This window comes from Bacillus sp. DNRA2, assembly GCF_012843265.1.
Lineage (GTDB): Bacteria > Bacillota > Bacilli > Bacillales > Cytobacillaceae > Bacillus_BU.
This window is the reverse complement of the sequence record NZ_JABAIT010000019.1, coordinates 26,293-44,091: the sequence shown is the minus strand read 5'-3', so window position 1 is coordinate 44,091 and position 17,799 is coordinate 26,293. Positions and strand designations below refer to the sequence as shown.

The 17,799-nt window shown below is 39.3% G+C and carries 18 protein-coding genes and 2 pseudogenes; 4 read left to right on the top strand and 16 right to left on the bottom strand.

Annotated features, from left to right (window positions below):
- Window positions 1-35 precede the first annotated feature (35 nt).
- From HHO41_RS15760 to HHO41_RS15720, 9 genes and pseudogenes are all read right to left on the bottom strand, one after another.
- Window positions 36-692, bottom strand: a complete 657-nt coding sequence (locus tag HHO41_RS15760) for a FusB/FusC family EF-G-binding protein (protein ID WP_248278494.1) — start codon at window positions 690-692, stop codon at window positions 36-38.
- A 334-nt stretch (window positions 693-1,026) separates the two neighbouring features.
- Window positions 1,027-1,296, bottom strand: a complete 270-nt coding sequence (locus tag HHO41_RS15755) for a CD3324 family protein (protein WP_169100358.1) — start codon at window positions 1,294-1,296, stop codon at window positions 1,027-1,029.
- Window positions 1,297-1,575: 279 nt separating this feature from the next.
- Window positions 1,576-3,609 carry a penicillin-binding transpeptidase domain-containing protein gene (locus tag HHO41_RS15750; protein ID WP_169100356.1) on the bottom strand — a complete coding sequence of 678 codons (2,034 nt, stop codon included), beginning with the start codon at window positions 3,607-3,609 and terminating at the stop codon, window positions 1,576-1,578.
- A gap of 468 nt (window positions 3,610-4,077) precedes the next feature.
- Entirely contained in the window at window positions 4,078-5,421 is a 1,344-nt protein-coding gene (locus tag HHO41_RS15745) for an RNA-guided endonuclease TnpB family protein (RefSeq protein WP_169100354.1), read from the bottom strand.
- A gap of 35 nt (window positions 5,422-5,456) precedes the next feature.
- Window positions 5,457-5,867: pseudogene (tnpA, locus tag HHO41_RS15740) on the bottom strand (IS200/IS605 family transposase).
- A 111-nt stretch (window positions 5,868-5,978) separates the two neighbouring features.
- Window positions 5,979-6,353 (bottom strand): hypothetical protein, encoded by a 375-nt coding sequence (locus HHO41_RS15735; RefSeq protein ID WP_169100352.1) that lies wholly within the window; start codon window positions 6,351-6,353, stop codon window positions 5,979-5,981.
- Window positions 6,343-6,567, bottom strand: a complete 225-nt coding sequence (locus HHO41_RS15730) for a helix-turn-helix transcriptional regulator (protein WP_169100350.1) — start codon at window positions 6,565-6,567, stop codon at window positions 6,343-6,345. Before HHO41_RS15730 ends, HHO41_RS15735 begins: the two co-directional genes overlap by 11 nt.
- Window positions 6,568-6,705: 138 nt before the next feature.
- On the bottom strand, window positions 6,706-7,899 hold the full coding sequence (locus HHO41_RS15725; RefSeq protein WP_169100349.1) for a chromate transporter: 1,194 nt from the start codon (window positions 7,897-7,899) through the stop codon (window positions 6,706-6,708).
- Window positions 7,900-8,012: 113 nt separating this feature from the next.
- Window positions 8,013-8,933, bottom strand: coding sequence for a LysR family transcriptional regulator (locus HHO41_RS15720; protein WP_169100347.1), 921 nt, complete (start codon window positions 8,931-8,933; stop codon window positions 8,013-8,015).
- A 128-nt stretch (window positions 8,934-9,061) separates the two neighbouring features.
- On the opposite strand from HHO41_RS15720, the gene HHO41_RS15715 reads away from it, so the two are divergent.
- A complete protein-coding gene (locus HHO41_RS15715; protein WP_169100345.1) occupies window positions 9,062-9,382 on the top strand; it encodes a thioredoxin family protein in 321 nt (106 codons plus the stop codon).
- A gap of 392 nt (window positions 9,383-9,774) precedes the next feature.
- Here the strand turns inward: HHO41_RS15715 and HHO41_RS15710 are convergent, their stop codons facing one another.
- Window positions 9,775-10,407, bottom strand: a complete 633-nt coding sequence (locus HHO41_RS15710) for an HAD-IA family hydrolase (protein WP_169100343.1) — start codon at window positions 10,405-10,407, stop codon at window positions 9,775-9,777.
- A gap of 121 nt (window positions 10,408-10,528) precedes the next feature.
- Between HHO41_RS15710 and HHO41_RS15705 the strand changes: the two genes are divergently transcribed.
- Window positions 10,529-11,236 (top strand): YgjP-like metallopeptidase domain-containing protein, encoded by a 708-nt coding sequence (locus HHO41_RS15705; RefSeq protein ID WP_169100440.1) that lies wholly within the window; start codon window positions 10,529-10,531, stop codon window positions 11,234-11,236.
- Between the two features lie 198 nt (window positions 11,237-11,434).
- Here HHO41_RS15705 and HHO41_RS15700 read toward each other — a convergent pair.
- The 4 genes and pseudogenes from HHO41_RS15700 to HHO41_RS15685 all read right to left on the bottom strand — a co-directional run.
- Window positions 11,435-11,626: pseudogene (locus HHO41_RS15700) on the bottom strand (DUF1259 domain-containing protein); the annotation flags it as partial.
- Between the two features lie 90 nt (window positions 11,627-11,716).
- On the bottom strand, window positions 11,717-12,481 hold the full coding sequence (locus HHO41_RS15695) for a DUF1129 family protein (RefSeq protein WP_169100341.1): 765 nt from the start codon (window positions 12,479-12,481) through the stop codon (window positions 11,717-11,719).
- A 5-nt stretch (window positions 12,482-12,486) separates the two neighbouring features.
- Window positions 12,487-12,816 (bottom strand): PadR family transcriptional regulator, encoded by a 330-nt coding sequence (locus tag HHO41_RS15690; RefSeq protein ID WP_169100339.1) that lies wholly within the window; start codon window positions 12,814-12,816, stop codon window positions 12,487-12,489.
- A 233-nt stretch (window positions 12,817-13,049) separates the two neighbouring features.
- A complete protein-coding gene (locus HHO41_RS15685) occupies window positions 13,050-13,571 on the bottom strand; it encodes a hypothetical protein (protein WP_169100337.1) in 522 nt (173 codons plus the stop codon).
- Between the two features lie 178 nt (window positions 13,572-13,749).
- Here HHO41_RS15685 and HHO41_RS15680 point away from each other — a divergent pair, with 178 nt between their 5' ends.
- Together HHO41_RS15680 and HHO41_RS15675 are read left to right on the top strand one after the other, a co-directional pair.
- Complete coding sequence (locus HHO41_RS15680) at window positions 13,750-14,439, top strand: response regulator (protein ID WP_169100336.1); 690 nt, start codon at window positions 13,750-13,752, stop codon at window positions 14,437-14,439.
- Window positions 14,436-15,758 carry a sensor histidine kinase gene (locus HHO41_RS15675; RefSeq protein WP_169100334.1) on the top strand — a complete coding sequence of 441 codons (1,323 nt, stop codon included), beginning with the start codon at window positions 14,436-14,438 and terminating at the stop codon, window positions 15,756-15,758. The genes HHO41_RS15680 and HHO41_RS15675 overlap by 4 nt, the downstream gene beginning before the upstream one ends.
- Before the next feature lie 91 nt (window positions 15,759-15,849).
- Here the strand turns inward: HHO41_RS15675 and HHO41_RS15670 are convergent, their stop codons facing one another.
- Together HHO41_RS15670 and HHO41_RS15665 are read right to left on the bottom strand one after the other, a co-directional pair.
- Window positions 15,850-17,274, bottom strand: a complete 1,425-nt coding sequence (locus HHO41_RS15670) for a LeuA family protein (RefSeq protein ID WP_169100332.1) — start codon at window positions 17,272-17,274, stop codon at window positions 15,850-15,852.
- An 84-nt stretch (window positions 17,275-17,358) separates the two neighbouring features.
- A complete protein-coding gene (locus HHO41_RS15665) occupies window positions 17,359-17,799 on the bottom strand; it encodes a DUF441 family protein (RefSeq protein WP_169100330.1) in 441 nt (146 codons plus the stop codon).

Genomic DNA, 17,799 nt, shown 5'->3' with positions numbered 1-17,799 from the left:
AAAATCTGACATTGATTTCGCGGAATTATTAAAATTTATGATATTCCTAGCGAGTCTTTTAGGAAGTTTGTTAAATACTCAACATTGGTGATTTTTTTGTTACATTCACTACTGTCAGCACAAATAAGATTACCGATGGCTCTGAAATAATCGGGATTCTTCAGCTTTTTCGCTTTTGTTACAGTGGAAAAATAGACAACATCACCAAAACTATTACAGATAGAACAAAGGTTCTTTTTGCTGGTTGATGAAAATTCACATTCAATACAAACCATTTTTCCCTCTAGTTCGTATGCGATATATTTTTTATTAGATCTCAGATCATTCCAACTTAAGTACGTCAACTGGTGATGGTCAATTTTTGTTAAATCAGGCAGCTTTAATTTTTTATTTTTCGGAACCATTTTCTTCAGTTGCTGCTCTGTTATCGTTGGAAAAGGTAGCAGGTAATCCGAAAGTTGTTGGATATATTGCTCATAGTCTTTATCTGTTTTCAGTCCGGAAACGTCCAATAATTGTTGTTGTGTTGCTGTAAGTGTTGGAAATAAGTCGAAAACTTTGGTGGTAGCTAAGTCGATTACAGCAGTCAAAACGTTTGTGGGTACATTCTTTTTTTTGCTGTCCTTAATTAAATCTATCTGCTTTTTTATAAAATTAAACTGTTCATTTTTAATAAAGCTCTCGTTCATCATGTAAATCTCCATTCATTTTGTTCTTCGATTCCTATTTATATATCTTAACTACTGCAGCTAACTTCTAAAATGGAGAAAATAACTTAGAAATGTTTTTTACATAGGCTGTGTTAAACATGAATGTTGATTTCCGCTGCAGGCACTTCGCTTTCCGCGGGGCTAGTTGGGAGCCTCCTCGGCGCATTCGCGCCTGCGGGGTCTCCCATACAAGCTACTCCCGCAGGAGTCTTCGTGCCTTCCGCTCCAATCAACTTGAGAAAAATCAACACTAAGCTTTAACACAGCCTTTACATAAAATCAGCACTGATGAAGAGCTTTCACCAGTGCTGTCTGCTTACTTTTTATTTGAATAAACGATTTTCTTTATCGTTTCAGTTGAAAGATAATATTCCTCAGCCAACTGTTGGATACTGCTGCCACTAATAAAGGATTGTCTGATGGCGGCATTACGTTGGTCAAGCAAGTGTCTTCCTCCACTTGATGTTCCCCATTTCCGATACTTCTTTTCCTGTTTAGGGATATAGAGAGTCTCCCCTTGAATATACTTTTGGATTTCGATAATGAGCTTTTCAGGTAAAACTTTACTTGCGTTCATATATTTCAAATTTGCCCGCCCCTTATTTTGATTTTGAAAAAAATAAGGTGCAAAGCCTAATTATTAGAAAAGCCTGTTCAGCGATATCGTTAAATGTTTCGCCCCATGCAAAGTATCGCCTTTCCAATAATAGGCTTTGCATGAGTGGAAGAAGTACCAGACAATCTAAAATGATTCTCCATCTGTTAAGCACCCCCTTTGATTCAACATTATAACGAAATTTCCGCTTCAATTAAATCGTCTATCGCGGTTTTTTTGTGGCAATTTTCGCTAACTCGATTGAATATCTTACTGAGCAGGAATTGCTGAATCTCCCTGTCCATATTGGCCGAATACATTTTTCACTTTTTCGACTGGAATTTTCGAGCCGCCTCGTTCTTGAACATTTTCAATCATCATCGCAATCAATAGTTGCGGTGCATCGGTTCTGTATGCTACATACCAGCCGAGTTCAGCACCTTTTTCATCTTGTTTTAATTTTAACTCAGCAGTTCCCGTCTTTCCGGCAATCGTCATCCCGTTAATTTTTCCTGAATGGGCTGTGCCTTGCGGATTTTCAACGACATTTAGCAGATTAGCTGATAAGGTATTTGCATTTGAACTACTTACAACCTCTTTTTTCCAAACCTCGCGTTTGTTTTCTTCTGACGTTAAAATCGGCTTGATGATATTTCCGTTATTCAGAAACGGAGTATAGCTTGTTGCCATATGCAGAACATTGACCTCAATCTTACCCTGTCCATAGCCCGAATCAGCCAGTTCTATATCGCTATCCATTTTTCCCATTTTAGAGGATTCAAGCGGATATAAGTATGGTAGCTCCTCTTCAAATCCGAATTGTTTTAATCCTTGCGAAAATTTGTCTTTACCCAATGAAAGTGCAGCTTGGGCGAAATAAATGTTGTCTGAATATAATAGAGCCTTTTCCAAATTTACAGGAGCGTTGGGGTCTTTTACTCGTGTAACAACATAATTGCCCCATGATTGGTCTTTTTTCCAAGTTAGCCCACTGACATTGATTGTCGTGTCCGGAGTGAGCGTTCCTGCCGACAAGCCAATCGCAGCTGTAATCGGTTTGAGCACTGAGCCTGGTGCATAAGTGCTTTTGAATCGGTTAAGTAGCGGCTTTTGTGGATTGTTCTGGAGCGAATCCAGCTCCGCCTCGGACATTCCGATTGCCATTTGATTCGGGTCAAAGCTCGGGCTGCTTACTAACGCTAAGGTTTCACCTGTTGTCGGGTCAAGCGCAGCCGATGCTCCCGCTTCGCCTGCCAACTGTGTGAAAATTTGTTGCTGCAGGGTTGCGTCGATCGTCAACGTAATATTTTCACCATTTTGAACAGGCTTATTTGCTAGCAATACTTCTTTGCCATCTGCTTTTTTGATAAAAATCTTTTCGCCATTTTTTCCTTTTAATTTTTTATCAAGAACTTGCTCCAGTCCTCTTTTACCGATCACATCAGATGATGAGTAGCCTTCTGAAGCTAACTTATCAAGCTCTTCTTGAGTGATTGGACCAGTATACCCGATCAAATGGGCGCTAGCTTCTTTAAAAGGATAGATTCTTGCTTCGGTATTTTGTTTATCCACACCCGATAATTGATACAGTTTTTCGAGGAGGTCCGTTTCTTCAGCAGAAATCGTTGCGACCGGAACGAAGAAACTCGGTTTTACCCACTTTGCATCAAGCGCTTTTTGGATACGTTCAGGTTTAATTTGGAGCAGTTCAGCCAATTGGCTGACGACTTGTTCTGGTTGTGCTCCCATTTTTTCAGGAACAACCCCAATTTGAAATGCCGTGCCGTTTATCGCCATGGGATCCCCGTTCCGATCCAGGATCTCGCCGCGTACTGCAGGTGTTGTCTTGAAGCTGATTTTATCGTCAGCTTTTAGTTCAGGAAATATGTAGCCTGTGTTCCAATCGATATACCAATTTTCTTTATCATTTCGTTTCTCTTTAATCAGCTTGGCAGTCTGATTAAACTTTATTGGGCCGGCAACGGTCTCCATTTTTACCGTGAACGGTTGCTTGAAGGTTGCTTCTTTTGTCTTTTTGTCTTGGTCCGTTTTAGCTGACTTCACATCGAGCTTAGTAATTTCCAAATCGCTGAATATTTTTTCATAACGGTTGACGAATTCTTCTTTGGTAATCGATTTTTTTGCATCAGTAGACAAGTAATCATACATCTGAGAAAACTTTTGCCCATTCCATAGCTTTATGTATTTTGAAAATTGGTCTTCAGGGCTTGGTTCTTTGTTACAGCTTGTGAGTAATAGTAGAAAAATTAAGCCTACGATTCCGATGATACTTATTTTTTTCACAAAAGCATCTCCTTTCCAACTACTCATTATTTTAACATAAGTTGGAATTTCATGGGTTCTTATAAACGTTTTGTCACAAGCGCTCCCAACCCAATCACGATGTATAAAACCATTAAGCATACGATTAACATACCAGTTTCAATTACGTAGACTCCCATTGAATGTCAACTCCCCCCACTGAGGTGAATCTTTTCAGTGGGGGCTTGAGTTCGAACTCTAGGTCTTCTCGTCTATTGCTAGACAGTTTGACGCTCTAGAATTCATGCCACGTTACAGCGACACCCCAAGTTATTTTTTGGTCGGTACTGGCGACGAGCTATCGTTTTCCCACTTGCACCCTCCCTACCATGAGTTAAGGTTCTCCGAATGGATACAGAGAAGTCATAGCCTTACGAGCTATGTACTACAAGCTCCGGCACAAATGTGACGAATACACATGGATGGTTGACGCACCCACTAAGCCATGCGCTAAGCAACAGCCTTACGTTTCTGGACGTATAGTAGGTTTGGAGTTTTTATTTGAAAGTTTTCCTCCAACTTTACTATTCCTGATTTAAGTAGCGTATTCAATGCTCCGTTGATGTCAGCGTGAATACATTTTCCTGATTTACTTTGGTACAGACCACGAGTGATTCGCTTGCCACTGAAGTGGTAGCTGGTTTTATCGTCTTTTGACCAAACAGGCATACTGTCTCTATCTAGAAAACTAGCTTTTGAGGTATAGCTTTCTTCTTGTCTGAGAAAACGGATGCCTTCTTTTATACATTTATTTTCTATGGCAGATATGAGTTTCTGAAATGGAATTTGGACAAACTGTTGATTGTTCTTTTTTCCTATATCGCATTCTTGCTTCCAGCCCACGTTGTAACCAACTATTAGGGTATCAATATTATATTCCTTAACTTTTTTAAACAACAAGCCGACGACTTGTGAGAAATATCCATTGATTTGGTGCTCTCGTTTGTTCCAGAGTTCAGCTAGTTTATTGGTCACAACCCGTTTGGAAATGCCGTTTTCGATATTTTTCTGCTGTAAATTGCTTATCGCTTTATTGAAGTGTTGGTTGATGGATTTTAACTTTTTTCCATTAATTAAGAAGGCGTCTCCTTTGTTTGTTGCACAACTCAATAATCGGTCTACACCTAAATCACCACTCAAAGCGTATATCGTGGTCGTTGATTGTTTCTTCATTTGAGCCACATGCACCTCATAGGTGTAGTGCACCTCAAAGAACCGACCTTTTTGCTTTGGTTTGATTTCAATGTAGGAGATTTTCTGGTTTAACAAATTTTTAGGCATACGGATTTTGATAGAGCTGAAGCGTTTTCTGAATTCCACGTTCATGGGAATCGTCCAAAATCCATCTTTGTCTACTTTCGGAACTTGATAGATTTCAATAATCCGTTTTTCAGTGGAGCCAGAATACTTCGGAAACTTAGGACGACCAGTGAATTTTTCAGGAGTTTTCTTCCATTGTTCCAATGCTTTAAAAAAGCTCTTTGTTTCCGAAAACAGTGTTCTACGAATAGCTTGAACGGAGTTTGATTGAATGCCCCAATAATTCACATCCGCTTGCATTGCAGCGTCCACTTCGTTTACCGTAGCCATTCTTCCGTTGTTCAAGTAGCATTGCTTTATCGCGTATAACCCGACGTTTCGCAACGCTTTTGAACTATGAGTCATGCGTTGAAGCAACCGGAATTCTTTTGCGGCAAGGCTAGTTCGTCCGAGATTCTGTTTTTGAGTGAACCTTTGAATGTTTTCAAGTTTCTTTTGTTTCCGCAATACTTTAACTGCCTTTTTCCTGGTCATTTTGTTCACCACCTTTCTCAGAGCGTTAATTGGGATTATTTTCCTCGAGACTCAATGTATTTTCGAATTTTCTCGATAGGCGCACCGCCCGTTGTCAAAAGGCAATAACTTCGAGACCAAAACATCTCTTTCCAAAGGTAATGTTTAATTTGAGGGAAATCACGTTTTACGAAACGAGAACTAACACTTTTGTAGCTGTTAATAGCTTTTGACAAATCGATATTTGGAACTGAACGAAACTATATATGAACGTGGTCACAATCATGGTTCCATTCTTCTACTTTAATTCCTTTTGGCTCAAGTAATCGTATGAAATGTTCTTTCAGATAATCTGAAATCTCATCTTTTACTACTTTTCTGCGATGCTTAATGACGAAAACCAAGTGATAGTAGAGTAAGAACACTGAATGATTATTATTATCTAACTTTGTCAATACACTTCCCATCTACGATTAATTATATCGCTAGCACAAATAATATGCGAACGTTCGTTCTTGAAACAATGGGGTAATTATGCAAACCAAACATAAGATTTCAGTCTATCGGCTGACGGCAATTCATCTCCACCTGAATTGTTGGGCTTCTCCCGTAACACAAATCAGATGGAGTCTTCTTGCCGAAAGAGATAAAATGTTTAAAGCAGCCCCACTACCAAAAAGCACAACATAAAGTACAATCAAAAAATATCGTTTCATCAAAAGTGCACTTCGTTCATCAAATTCCGGGAGGTTTCCATTTCTTTTTTTATTCCATTTCGAAAAAAATAATGTGACAGCGGTGCCGAAAATTGTTCCCGCTGCCATTGGAATCGTTAATGCATAGTTGTATTCACCAGTTTCTTTCCCAATAACATAAATTCCTAATAATCCACCGATCCATATACACACCATAATAAATGAAAAAACTAGTATAAATTGTTTTTTATTTTTCACCTTTATCACCCTTTGTTTTCTCTAGATAAAACAATTCTTCAATTGGCACATCAAAATATTCGATTAATTTTAGGGCCAATTCGAGACTGGGATTATATTTATTTTTCTCAATTGCATTTACGGTTTGCCGTGTTATTTGTAAATCCTCAGCCAGCTTTACTTGTGTAATCCCCCTTTTTTGACGTATTTCTTTAATATGATTGATCACTCTCATGGTTAACCCTCCGTATTGGGAGTAAAGATATCTTTACATTGATTGTAAAAAATATACAACTGAATGTAAAGATATATTTACACACAGTTGTAATCTGATGATGGTTTTCGCCGTTAAGGAATAGTTCGGTCCGAAATATTATAGTGTATTCATGAGTGTTCCACCGATGGCCCCTGTTACTACAATCACCCACGGTGGTAGCTTCAAAAACCCAAGCAGACTATACAATACCGCTGCAAATGCAAAATCAATGGGCTTAAGGATGGTACTGGTCCAGATCGGCTGGTAAAATGCAGCAATTAAAATCCCAACAACAGCGGCATTTACTCCCATTAAAGCACCCTTTACTTTTGGATTGCGACGCAGTGAATTCCAAAAAGGCAGTGAGCCAAATATTAACAGGAATGCCGGCATGAAAATGGCGATTGTGGCTAATAATCCACCTTGCCAACCATCCATCACGGCGCCAAGGTATGCAGCAAATGTGAATAATGGACCTGGTACAGCTTGAGCAGCCCCATATCCAGCCAAAAAAGTTTCTTCATTTATCCATCCAGTGGGTACAAATTCCCTTTCTAGCAAAGGTAAAACTACATGGCCACCACCAAACACCAACGAACCTGAACGATAAAAACTATCAAAAATGGCAACCCACTTTAGTGCCGTCACTTCGCGGATTATCGGTAAAAGAATTAGTAATCCAAAAAATATTGCCAAACATATAACTGCAAAACGTTTTGATATTGGAAAGTGAATCTCAGCATCATCGTTTTCTTTCGGTTGCTTGTATATGAGAAAGCCGATGATTACCGATATACCAATTACAGTAACCTGTGCATAAGCAGTTTGCCATAAAAGCGTGGTTACCAGTGCAAACAAGGCTAGCATCTTCCGCTTTATATCCGGAGTTAAATTTTTCGCCATCCCCAATATTGCCTGAGCAACAACTGCCACAGCAACTATTTTTAAACCGTGAATCCAACCAGCATTGCCAACATCTAATCCTCTGAGGACTAATGCAAAAATAATCAATGAGATCACCGAAGGAAGAGTAAAACCAATAAAGGATACGATTCCTCCTAAAACACCTGCCCGCAGCACACCAATTCCAATTCCGACTTGGCTGCTCGCTGGTCCAGGCAAAAACTGACACAACGCAACTAGGTCGGCATAACTTTTTTCATCGATCCATTTTTTTCTTCGAATATACTCATTATGAAAATATCCCAGGTGGGCAATCGGTCCGCCAAACGACGTTAAACCAAGTCTTGTCGAAACAGCCAAAATCTCCATTAGAACCCTAAAACCGCTAACATCCCTATTCTCCTGCATAAGGACCTCCTCTTTACCCCAATCGGTGCCGCAAACGGTGACAGGCACCACCCGAATTTTCTTGTTTCACATAATTGTTTCACGTTCTTGTTTCACAGTTGTCCTCGCTTCGTCTACCGTTCACTTTTCTTCACAATGATTGATTGATAGCTATTAAACAATTTCAACGATAAATCTTTGGTGAATTCTTGACCTACCGCAATGAAAGCCGAACTAACTGGGCTTATATCCTTACTTGAACGGAGCTCAAGACCAAGATTGTGATATACCTGCGGGCTTAAATAAGAGGCATTCACCTTCGATAATGTCGCCGGAATGGACATTTCCGGAAGAATGGTATTACCTACTCCCTCTTGGACCATCGCGATGATCGTAGCTACGTCACTCACCTCAAATTGAACAGAAGGTGTAACTCCTTGTTGTTTAAATATATTTTGCAGCAAATGACTGCATTCTTTTGGCATGATAAATGGTTCATTGGCTATATCTTGGAGTCTGATTGTTGATTGTTGATTTAGCGGATGCCGCTCAGGCACAAAGACGACCATTTTATCCTGAAGTAATGGAATGAAGTCAAATTCATGCTTGGTCTCTGTGACCACCCCAACGTCAATAATTCCGATTTTTATCCAATTTACTACCTCAGCGTAACTGCCTTCATATAGAATTACTTCCACCCCTGGAAATCTCTTTTGAAATGTGCTAATCATGCCTGGTAAAAGTTTCGCTGTCATACTTGAAATGCTGCCGATTTTAAGGGTGCCTAATTCTATTTCAGAAATACCAGCTGCTTCATTGACAATCTTAGTCTTGATGGTGATTAAATCGCGAATGAGGATGCTGATCCGTTCACCGATTTTGGTTAGACTTACTCCGTTTTTATGTCGGTTTAGTAATTTTACATTGAGTGAGGATTCTAATGCTGCAATGGCTTGACTAACCGCAGATTGCGAGAGTCCGATTTGTTCACCGGCTTTGGTAAAGCTTCCTGCTTCGACTACTTTCAAAAAGACTTCTAATTGAAATAATGTCATCCTGCACCTCTTTAATTTAACACATTAGGTTTTTCTTATTTTTAACATTAATAGTATTAATTTTACTTATACCACACCCCGTCATATACTACAAATATCCCCTCGTAGAAGAAAGGTGTGCGATGAAAATGAGTATAATACATGCTGATGGTTCCGATATCGAAAAAGAAATCCAATCTGTTCAAACAATAATGATCGATTGCTGGGCGCCATGGTGTCCACCATGCCGAATGCTGTCTCCCATTTTAGAAGATATCCATCAAGAGTTCGGGCTGAAAATTATCAAAGTTAATGCGGATGAAAATGAAGATTTTAACGGGAAATTTCAGGTAATGGGGCTGCCAACGTTACTGCTGTTTCGTGATTGCCAATTGGTTGAGAGGATCACCGGGTTCCAACCGAAGAATACCCTAGTTCAGACATTAACTGAACAACAATTTATTAAATAATAGGACGTGTTAAAGCTTAGTGTTGATTTTTTGCAAGTTGCTCTGAGACGAAGGCCCTTTGGTTACCAGTCTTGCGATTTGGAGCGGCACCCAGGCACCAATCACTCCCTTTAGTTACCAGTCTTGCGATTTAGAGCGGCACTCGGGCATCAAACACTCCCTTTGGTTACCGGTCTTATGCTTTGATTAGCATTTGGGCACGAGGTGTACCCAATAGTCGCTAAGCTAAGGTGCGCAGAGTTCCTGTAGCTAAAATCAATATTCATATTTAACACGACCAAACAATAAAAAGAGCTAACACGTCCGTAAAATGATAAGTTAGCTCTTCTCTTGAGTGCACCACCACAGGTGCCTGTCACCACCCGAATTTTCTTGTTTCACAGGATGATGTTTCACTGCGTTTTTTTGGTTAGTGTTTGTATGATTTCAGTGGGTGTGTTTACAATATAGTCTGGTTTTTCTTTTTCGATTAGCTCGTAGCTGTCGACGCCCCAACTGACCCACATGACTGGCACTCGGACTTTCTTGCAGGCTAAAATGTCACGAACTTCATCCCCAACGTATAAACATTGTTCAGGCACTACATTCTCTTGTTTCATAAACTTTTTCAGAATGGCGTCTTTGCCGAAGATTTTACTTGATGTTAATACTTGAGAAACAGCATTAACTTGTTCTTGTTTTAACAGTAATTTAATATTTTCACTGTCATTAGATGAAAGAATGATAATGTGATAACCCATTTGTCCGAGCGAATTCAGTACCTCTTTTATCCCATCAAATAGCTTAATCTCATCAATATGCTCTTTCATATAGCGATAAATCTTTGGCAACACTACCGGCAATTTATACATCGGAAAGCGAAATTTCCTCGCCCGCTCCTGGATCGATAAATTTTTTAAAGCAGGAATGTCTTCTTTATGAAGCTTTTCAAACTGATGTTGTTCCGCCACGAGATTCCAGGCGTGCATCAACACCTCTGTTGAATCAGCCAACGTGCCGTCAAAGTCAAAAATAATATATTTCAACGGTATTCCCCCTTTTTATTTTTGCATATAAAATATATATTGATTTTTACATAAACAATCATAAATGAAAACATAATCTAAACTTCACAAACCGTCAAATATGAACATAGAGGTGATTGAGATATTCCATTCTTACTTGGGCGAAACTTTAAGCTTTGAATTACAATATAAAAATAGAAAAACTGTCGGAATCTATATCGATTTTTATGGAAATGTTGAAGTACAAGCTCCGAAAGGCACAGCAGAAGAAACCGTACTGCAAATTATTGAGGAAAAATGGGAACAAATCCAACACCGGATAACAGAAATGAAAGATCGCCTTGCAGGGCCAAAGGAAATGGTCTATGAGCAAGGCGAACGCTTTCTGTATTTAGGAAAGGAATTTCCCATACTAATTTCCGAGGATCACGAAATTAAGAAGGACAAAGTCGTATTTGAGGGTGATACGTTATACATTTATGTTAAGAAATTTAATCAGGATCATATTCAAAAAGCATTAAAACGGTTCTATCATCAACAGTGCAAAAGAATCGTCGAAAAACGAATTCTGCATTATCAATCCCATTTCAAGGTTAAGCCTCGCTCTTTTCGGATTTCCGACAGCAAAACCACATGGGGGACATGCGATGGTTTGCGCCAGTTAACCTTTAATTGGAAACTATCGATGGCGCCACTTGAAGTCATCGATTATGTCGTGGTCCATGAAATGTGTCACATGGTCCACCTCAATCATGATCGTTCCTTTTGGCGACTTGTTGGAAAAATCATGCCTGAATACGAGCGATGTGAACATTGGTTAGCATTATCACATTGGCGGATGGACGTATGATAGATTTCCGATATATTTATTATCAATAAAGCTTTGTTTGGTTAGAATTGATATATTTTAATGAAGGAAACAATAAAAACACAACTAATTCGATTGACTCAAACTAGTTGTGTTTTCGTTTTAATAACTAATGATTGTAAAATTAAAAATCATGGTCAAAATTAATTCTATTCTAGTACCTGAAAAGCCTCTCGAACATCCGCTGCAAAGCGCTCTACCGTCAGAAGCTAATGATTCAAATGCAAACATTTGCGGAAGGAGAAGAAACGATCTTGCCCGTTCACCAAGGAGGCGTGGTCGAATATTATTTCTAGCTCTCATTACGATACAAGCACCATTTTCAAATGTATGACTTCCTCCAAGGATTTGCTCGAATTGATCGCAAAGCTTTTCTGGCTTTTTTGAAATACCATTTGTTTCTGTCCAGTGCCAATAAGGTGCCTGTCACCGCCCCAATTTTCTTGTTTCACACGCTATGTTTCACATGCTTCCGTTTGTTTTTCGTTTTCTTATTAGCAGAAAAATAGCAACAACAACAATCAACGATAATATCAAACTAGTATATAAAATATATGTTGGGTTTTGATTGACATCTTCAGGCAAGAATCTGTTTGCGATTGGTCCTATTGAAGTAAGAATCGGGATGATGATAGTAATCCACGTTTTTGTATAAATCGCTGAAGTAATAAAAATGATCACACATATCAACAGGATGATATTATTTTGAAATGGTGTTGCAACAAAAGTTGGCTCAAATCCCTGTTTATTGAACCAATATAACAGGACTACTCCAATACCTGAAACAAGGAGCATGGCTCCAAATATTAAAAAATAGGCCCATCTTGATTGGAAAACTTTCGGTACGAATTTAAAAAGTAAAATCCCATAAACAAAGACTCCTGCAATGCCAGTTACAGCTGCCAGCATCAGTATTTCTTTTGATAATGAAAAGTGACCTTCGATCGCCGGTCCTATGCTTATGTAAGAAGCTAATAGCAAAATCATCATAGGTGCCAAGACAATCAGTTGCCGAAAATCTGTTTTCATTGATTGGCCAATACTTTCCATATATTGCTTTGGACTTTCCCCAATAATATGTTTAATATCCTTACCTGATGCTTCTGCCTCAAGAAGATGGACCTCGAGTTCTTCAGTTATCTCGTTTATTTCTTGGTCGTTTTTACCTTTTGAGATTAAAAATAAGCGCAGTTCAACTAAAAATTGCTCTGATTCCTTAGATAGCATTCTTATCACCTCTCCTTTTTGGATAAAACGTTTTCCACAGCTCCACTCAACTGTTCCCAACGTTCGATGAAATCATTTAACTCAAGTTCTCCTTTCTCTGTTAGTGAGTAGTATTTTCGCTTTGGGCCTGCTGTTGATTTCCTTAAAGTTGTGCTGACTAATCCTTCTTTTTGCATCCGAAGTAGCAATGGGTAGATTGTGCCTTCACTAAACGATAGAAATCCATACGACTCTAACTTTGTGGCTAATTCATAGCCGTAGATTTCTCCTTCTTTAATAATCGCTAACAGACAGCCATCTAATATCCCTTTTAGCATTTGCGTCGTATCGGCCATAAACCCTACTCCCTTCACTACCTTGCAATACAAGACATACACACATTATAAACTGCGCTATCTTGCATTGCAAGGTAAATATAGTGCCTTTCACCGCCTGAATTTTCTTGTTTCACGGGGTTTGTTTCACAGTTTTTTAAATAGTTTATTATAGTACCATGATAAAATTTTCAGTCAGCTTTAAGGGAACTCTGAAATTATAGAGTTCCCTTACTTTTTATATCTTTATTTTTTTAACCTCGTTGTTGGTTATTTCTCTTCACTTTGCCGAACGGCTTTAAATAGGTTATGAATGTCATAAATCCTAAACAAAATAGATTAAAGCTTGACGTCATCAAAATCGAAGTCCAGGTCGATTTAAATTGTTCGTCTTTTAAAGCGAGAAATCCCATGTCGCTAATGATTTCCCCTAATCCTGCAGTCCACTTACTTAGGAATAAAATCCCTATCATAATCGTTAATACGGTTAACACAAGTTTAATTATCACCCAGTAATGCTTTACTAACCCCCACTGAGTCCAAACTGACAACATGATGCCTGTAAATAAGCTCAGCAGCGCAGGATATTTCAACAAATTTTCATCAATAATTTTCATACTTTCCATTGTATAGAGAAGTTGCTCGCCGTTTGCCCCTTTTGATAGAAAAGCAGTAAGCAACAGCATTGCCAAGGTTCCACCAATCCATGAAGCCACAGACAGTACGTGAATTGCAACTAAGACGCTTTTTTTCTTTTGACTAAGTCGAATTGCCACAGATAATTCCTCCCATTTGTTGTGTATCGTTTAGTCTCTCCCTCTTGAGAACGTTTTAAGATTAACAAACAAATGTTGTGAACTTGTTGCGATACGTTATGGTTTCAATGAAATTTGATGTTGGAAATAATAGTTAGTGTATAATGTGAAAAAATAAGACAAATAAGGAGAAATAATGATGGCTGAGACAATTCTATTAGTCGACAACGAAATAAAAGTTCTTGAGTTTATGAGTTCTTTTTTGATAAAAGAAGGGTTCGATATTGTTACAGCCCTATCAGGCCAGGAAGCTCTTACTAAAATAAAAGAAACGAATCCGGCTTTGGTTGTCCTAGATTGGATGATGCCAAATATGAGCGGGCTTGACGTTTGCCGAGAAATTCGGAAAATGAGTAAAATCGGGATTATTATGGTGACCGCCAAAGCAGATGAAATGGACAAGATTGTCGGACTTGAGGTTGGCGCTGATGACTATATTACAAAGCCCTTTTCATTACGTGAGTTATTGGCACGGATTCGTTCGTTCCTGCGCAGGGTCGGTGACAATCCCACGTGCGAGGAAGAGACATTAGATCGTGGTGAAATCATCATATCTATTTCCCAATACCGTGTTTGGAAAAATGGGACGGAAATTTCGATGACTCCTACAGAATTTAAACTTTTATTAACCTTGGCCGAAAAACCTGGGATTGTTTACAGCCGCTTGCAACTATTGAAGGCGGCCTTAGAGGATGAATTATTGAATGTGGAACGAACTGTCGATGCACATATTAGCCGCTTAAGAAAAAAGTTGGAGCATGATCCAGCCAATCCCAAATACATTCAAACTGTTTATGGATTTGGCTATCGTTTTGGTGATCAAACATGAGCTTTCATCGCAAAGTTTTCTTAGCAATGGCCTTAGCCATTTTTGGTGTTAGCCTTGTTTTTATTTTTCTAACACATATGACAGTAAAAGGGACGATTGATGCGGGCATTGAAGAAACAAGAGGTCGTGAAATCAAGTTTTTAAAGAAGGAATTGATTAATTTTTATAAAAATAGTCATTCTTGGGAGCATGCAGAGCGCTTACCGTTGCTAAATAATATTCATCAGGAGCATCCCGAGATTCTCGTCTTTGACCCCCAGGGCCGAAAAGTTTATCACGAAGGTACTTCACCAAAAAAAATCGTCCGTCGTTTGGGTATTCATCATCAATTAAAGCTGAATAACAAGGTGATTGGCGATTTTTACTATTATGACCCTGAGGTAGCTAATTTTTCAAAAATCATGATTGGAACGCCGATTTCTGTGGTTTTCATGCTCCTAGTTAGTGGTTCTGTGCTGGTTGTAATTGCCCTCATCCTCGCATATCGCATAGCAAAATGGCTCGCAGCCCCATTGCAAAAGCTATTACCCGTTCTCGAGCGGTTAGGAAAAGGCGAACTTGGAATTCAAGTTCAAGTGGACACGAAGGACGAGTATGGAAAAATTGCTAAAGCTTTTAATCATATGTCAAAAGAATTGGAGCGTGCTGAAACTGTACGTAGGAATTTAACAGCGGATGTGGCTCACGAACTGAGGACGCCACTGACGATTATTAGCGGCAAGTTGGACCATTTGCAGCAACAGGGTGAAATGATTAAACCAGAATCCCTATTGCCATTGCAGGATGAAATGATCCGCTTGAATCGTTTAATTGAAGATTTAAGGATTCTATCATTGGCAGAGGCTGGAAAACTAACTTTGAACAAAACCCAAACAGATATTTATGAGTTAGCTACGCAGTTGAAATTAGCTCTGGAGCCTTTGGTTGAGGAAAAATCGATTCAATTAGAAATCGATAAACAGACAGATGAAACGGACATTCTGATTGATGTGAACAGAATGAAACAGGTTTTTCTCAATTTATTGATGAATGCCTTGCGATATACCCCGGAACTTGGTAGAGTTTATTTTCGGATTAAAAAAATGAAAGACGATGATAGGTTAACAATCGTCGTCGAAGATACTGGTATCGGGATTGCACCTGAGCATCTCCCACATTTGTTCGATCGCTTCTATCGTACTGACGATGCTCGGGCACGTGAGACTGGTGGGACGGGGCTCGGCCTTGCCATTGCCAAACAATACGTCCTCTCCCATGGAGGCACAATCAGCGTCGAAAGCAAAGTAAATGTCGGAACCAAATTCATCATAAAGATATAATGTGACGATATGAAGTGACAGGCACCGCCCGGTTTTTCTTGTTTCACACGTTTTTCGTGAAACAAGATTTTTCGGGCGGTGCCTGGCACCTTTAGGTTATTGCGACATATTCCGCGTTTTCAGCGAGTAAGCTTAAATTATATTCTGGAGCAAGTACAATATTGGTGTACGTACCGATTCCGGATACATATTTATATGTATGGTTGAGACCTGCTGGAATAAAAATCGAACAAGGGCTTTCAACTAATTGGCGTTCACCTTCTATTTCTACTTCACATATCAATCCAGTACCGTCCACTTCATTTCCCCAAAAAATAAAGGCGCTATCACAATGATGTGCATGAACATCGACATGTCCGTCCGTTTTTTGTTCCTCTGGTGTGCCGTTAAATACTCGTTGAATCACATAAAAGGAAGCGCGGTTGTCTGTACGATAATCCATTTGGACCCAACGATAACCTGGGCCATCACGATGAAATAATAACTCAGATGCTCCCTTGATAAATGGGGAACCCAATCGTAATTGGGGTTTGAGCTTGCTACTTTCCATACGATCTGTTCGTTTTTGTTCAACGTTGCGTGAACGCCCTATCGAATCCGGATTAATCCCCTCATAAGCAGCAAAGTTTTTTTGGACAGCCTTTACATGGTAAAGTGCCTTATGCGTGAACACATTCTTTCCAATCACCGGACGCCAGTGATCAATTTTACAACCAGAAGACAATTGTAACGCCTGCACAAGACTAGGTATTTTTTTCAAATCAAACATAGAAAGATTACGCTTCTCGGTCAACAGTACCGCTAAATTTAGCAAATCTACTATGCCTGCTCTTTCGCCAATGCCACATAAAGTTGCATCAATCACAGAAGCACCCGCATCAATGGCAGCAAGCGCATTTGCCATGGCTAGACCCAAATCATTGTGGAGATGAACTTCGATTTCACAAGGAAAAGAGGCAACTGCTGCTCTGACCATCTCCGCGCATTGACTAGGCTCCCACACTCCCACTGTATCAGCTAAACTAATTCGGTCTGCTCCAGCTAAAATGGCGATATTGCCAATAAATTCAATGTCCTTCCAGCTAGTTCTCGATGCATCCTCAATTGTAAAACGAACCTTCAAACCCTGCTTTTTTGCTTCTAAAATGGCCTGCTCAACCAAGTTCATAACAAATTCTTCGGAACGATTAGTGAATTTTGTCTGAAGGGAAACGGAATTAACCGATGCCCATATTCCCACCCAATCAGCACCAGCCCGAGAGGCAGCTTGGACTTCTTCTATACTTGCCCGAGCATGCATCAGGATTTGGGCATGCCTTGCTGTTTGGGCAACCTTTTGACAAACCACCTCCTCTTCAGGAGAAATTCCAGGGTGTCCCACCTCAATCACGTTCACTCCAAAATCCTCCAGCATATGGAGCAAAGCGATTTTATCTTCTACCGCAAAACAAACACCACTATGCTGTTCACCCTCTCGAAGCGTTGCATCTAATATCATTACTTCCTTACCTTTCATACTTCGCCCTACTTTCAATCTTTTATTATATAAATCAGTAATCTATTATCCTTACACGATTCATTGCTTAGCGAACAGATGGAATTATTTTGATAAAAATAAAGCCATCACTCCAGCAGCAATGATTAATCCTGCCGGCAATCCTTTCATAAATAACACCGCAACCAAGGTTCCCAATAAAACTCCTAATAAGATAGTTGGATTAGCAGGGAGAACACCAACGCCTTTTCCACCGATGTATGAAATAACGAAACCAGCAATAATGGAACCAATACCAATTGGAGATGTTATTAACTTCATTAAGCTTTCAGTTGTGAATCTTCCTGAAGTAATGGGCATGAAAAGAAAAAGCATCAGAAAAAAGATTCCCACAGAAAAAGAATATTTTTGAATGATAGGCAAACTAGCTTTAGGTCCAAGTGTCATTAATATGGTCAGGGTACAAGCTGCTAAAGCAACCACATAATCTTTAATCACAAGGGCCAACAAAATAATTGTGATAAACACAAAATATGAAACAAACAT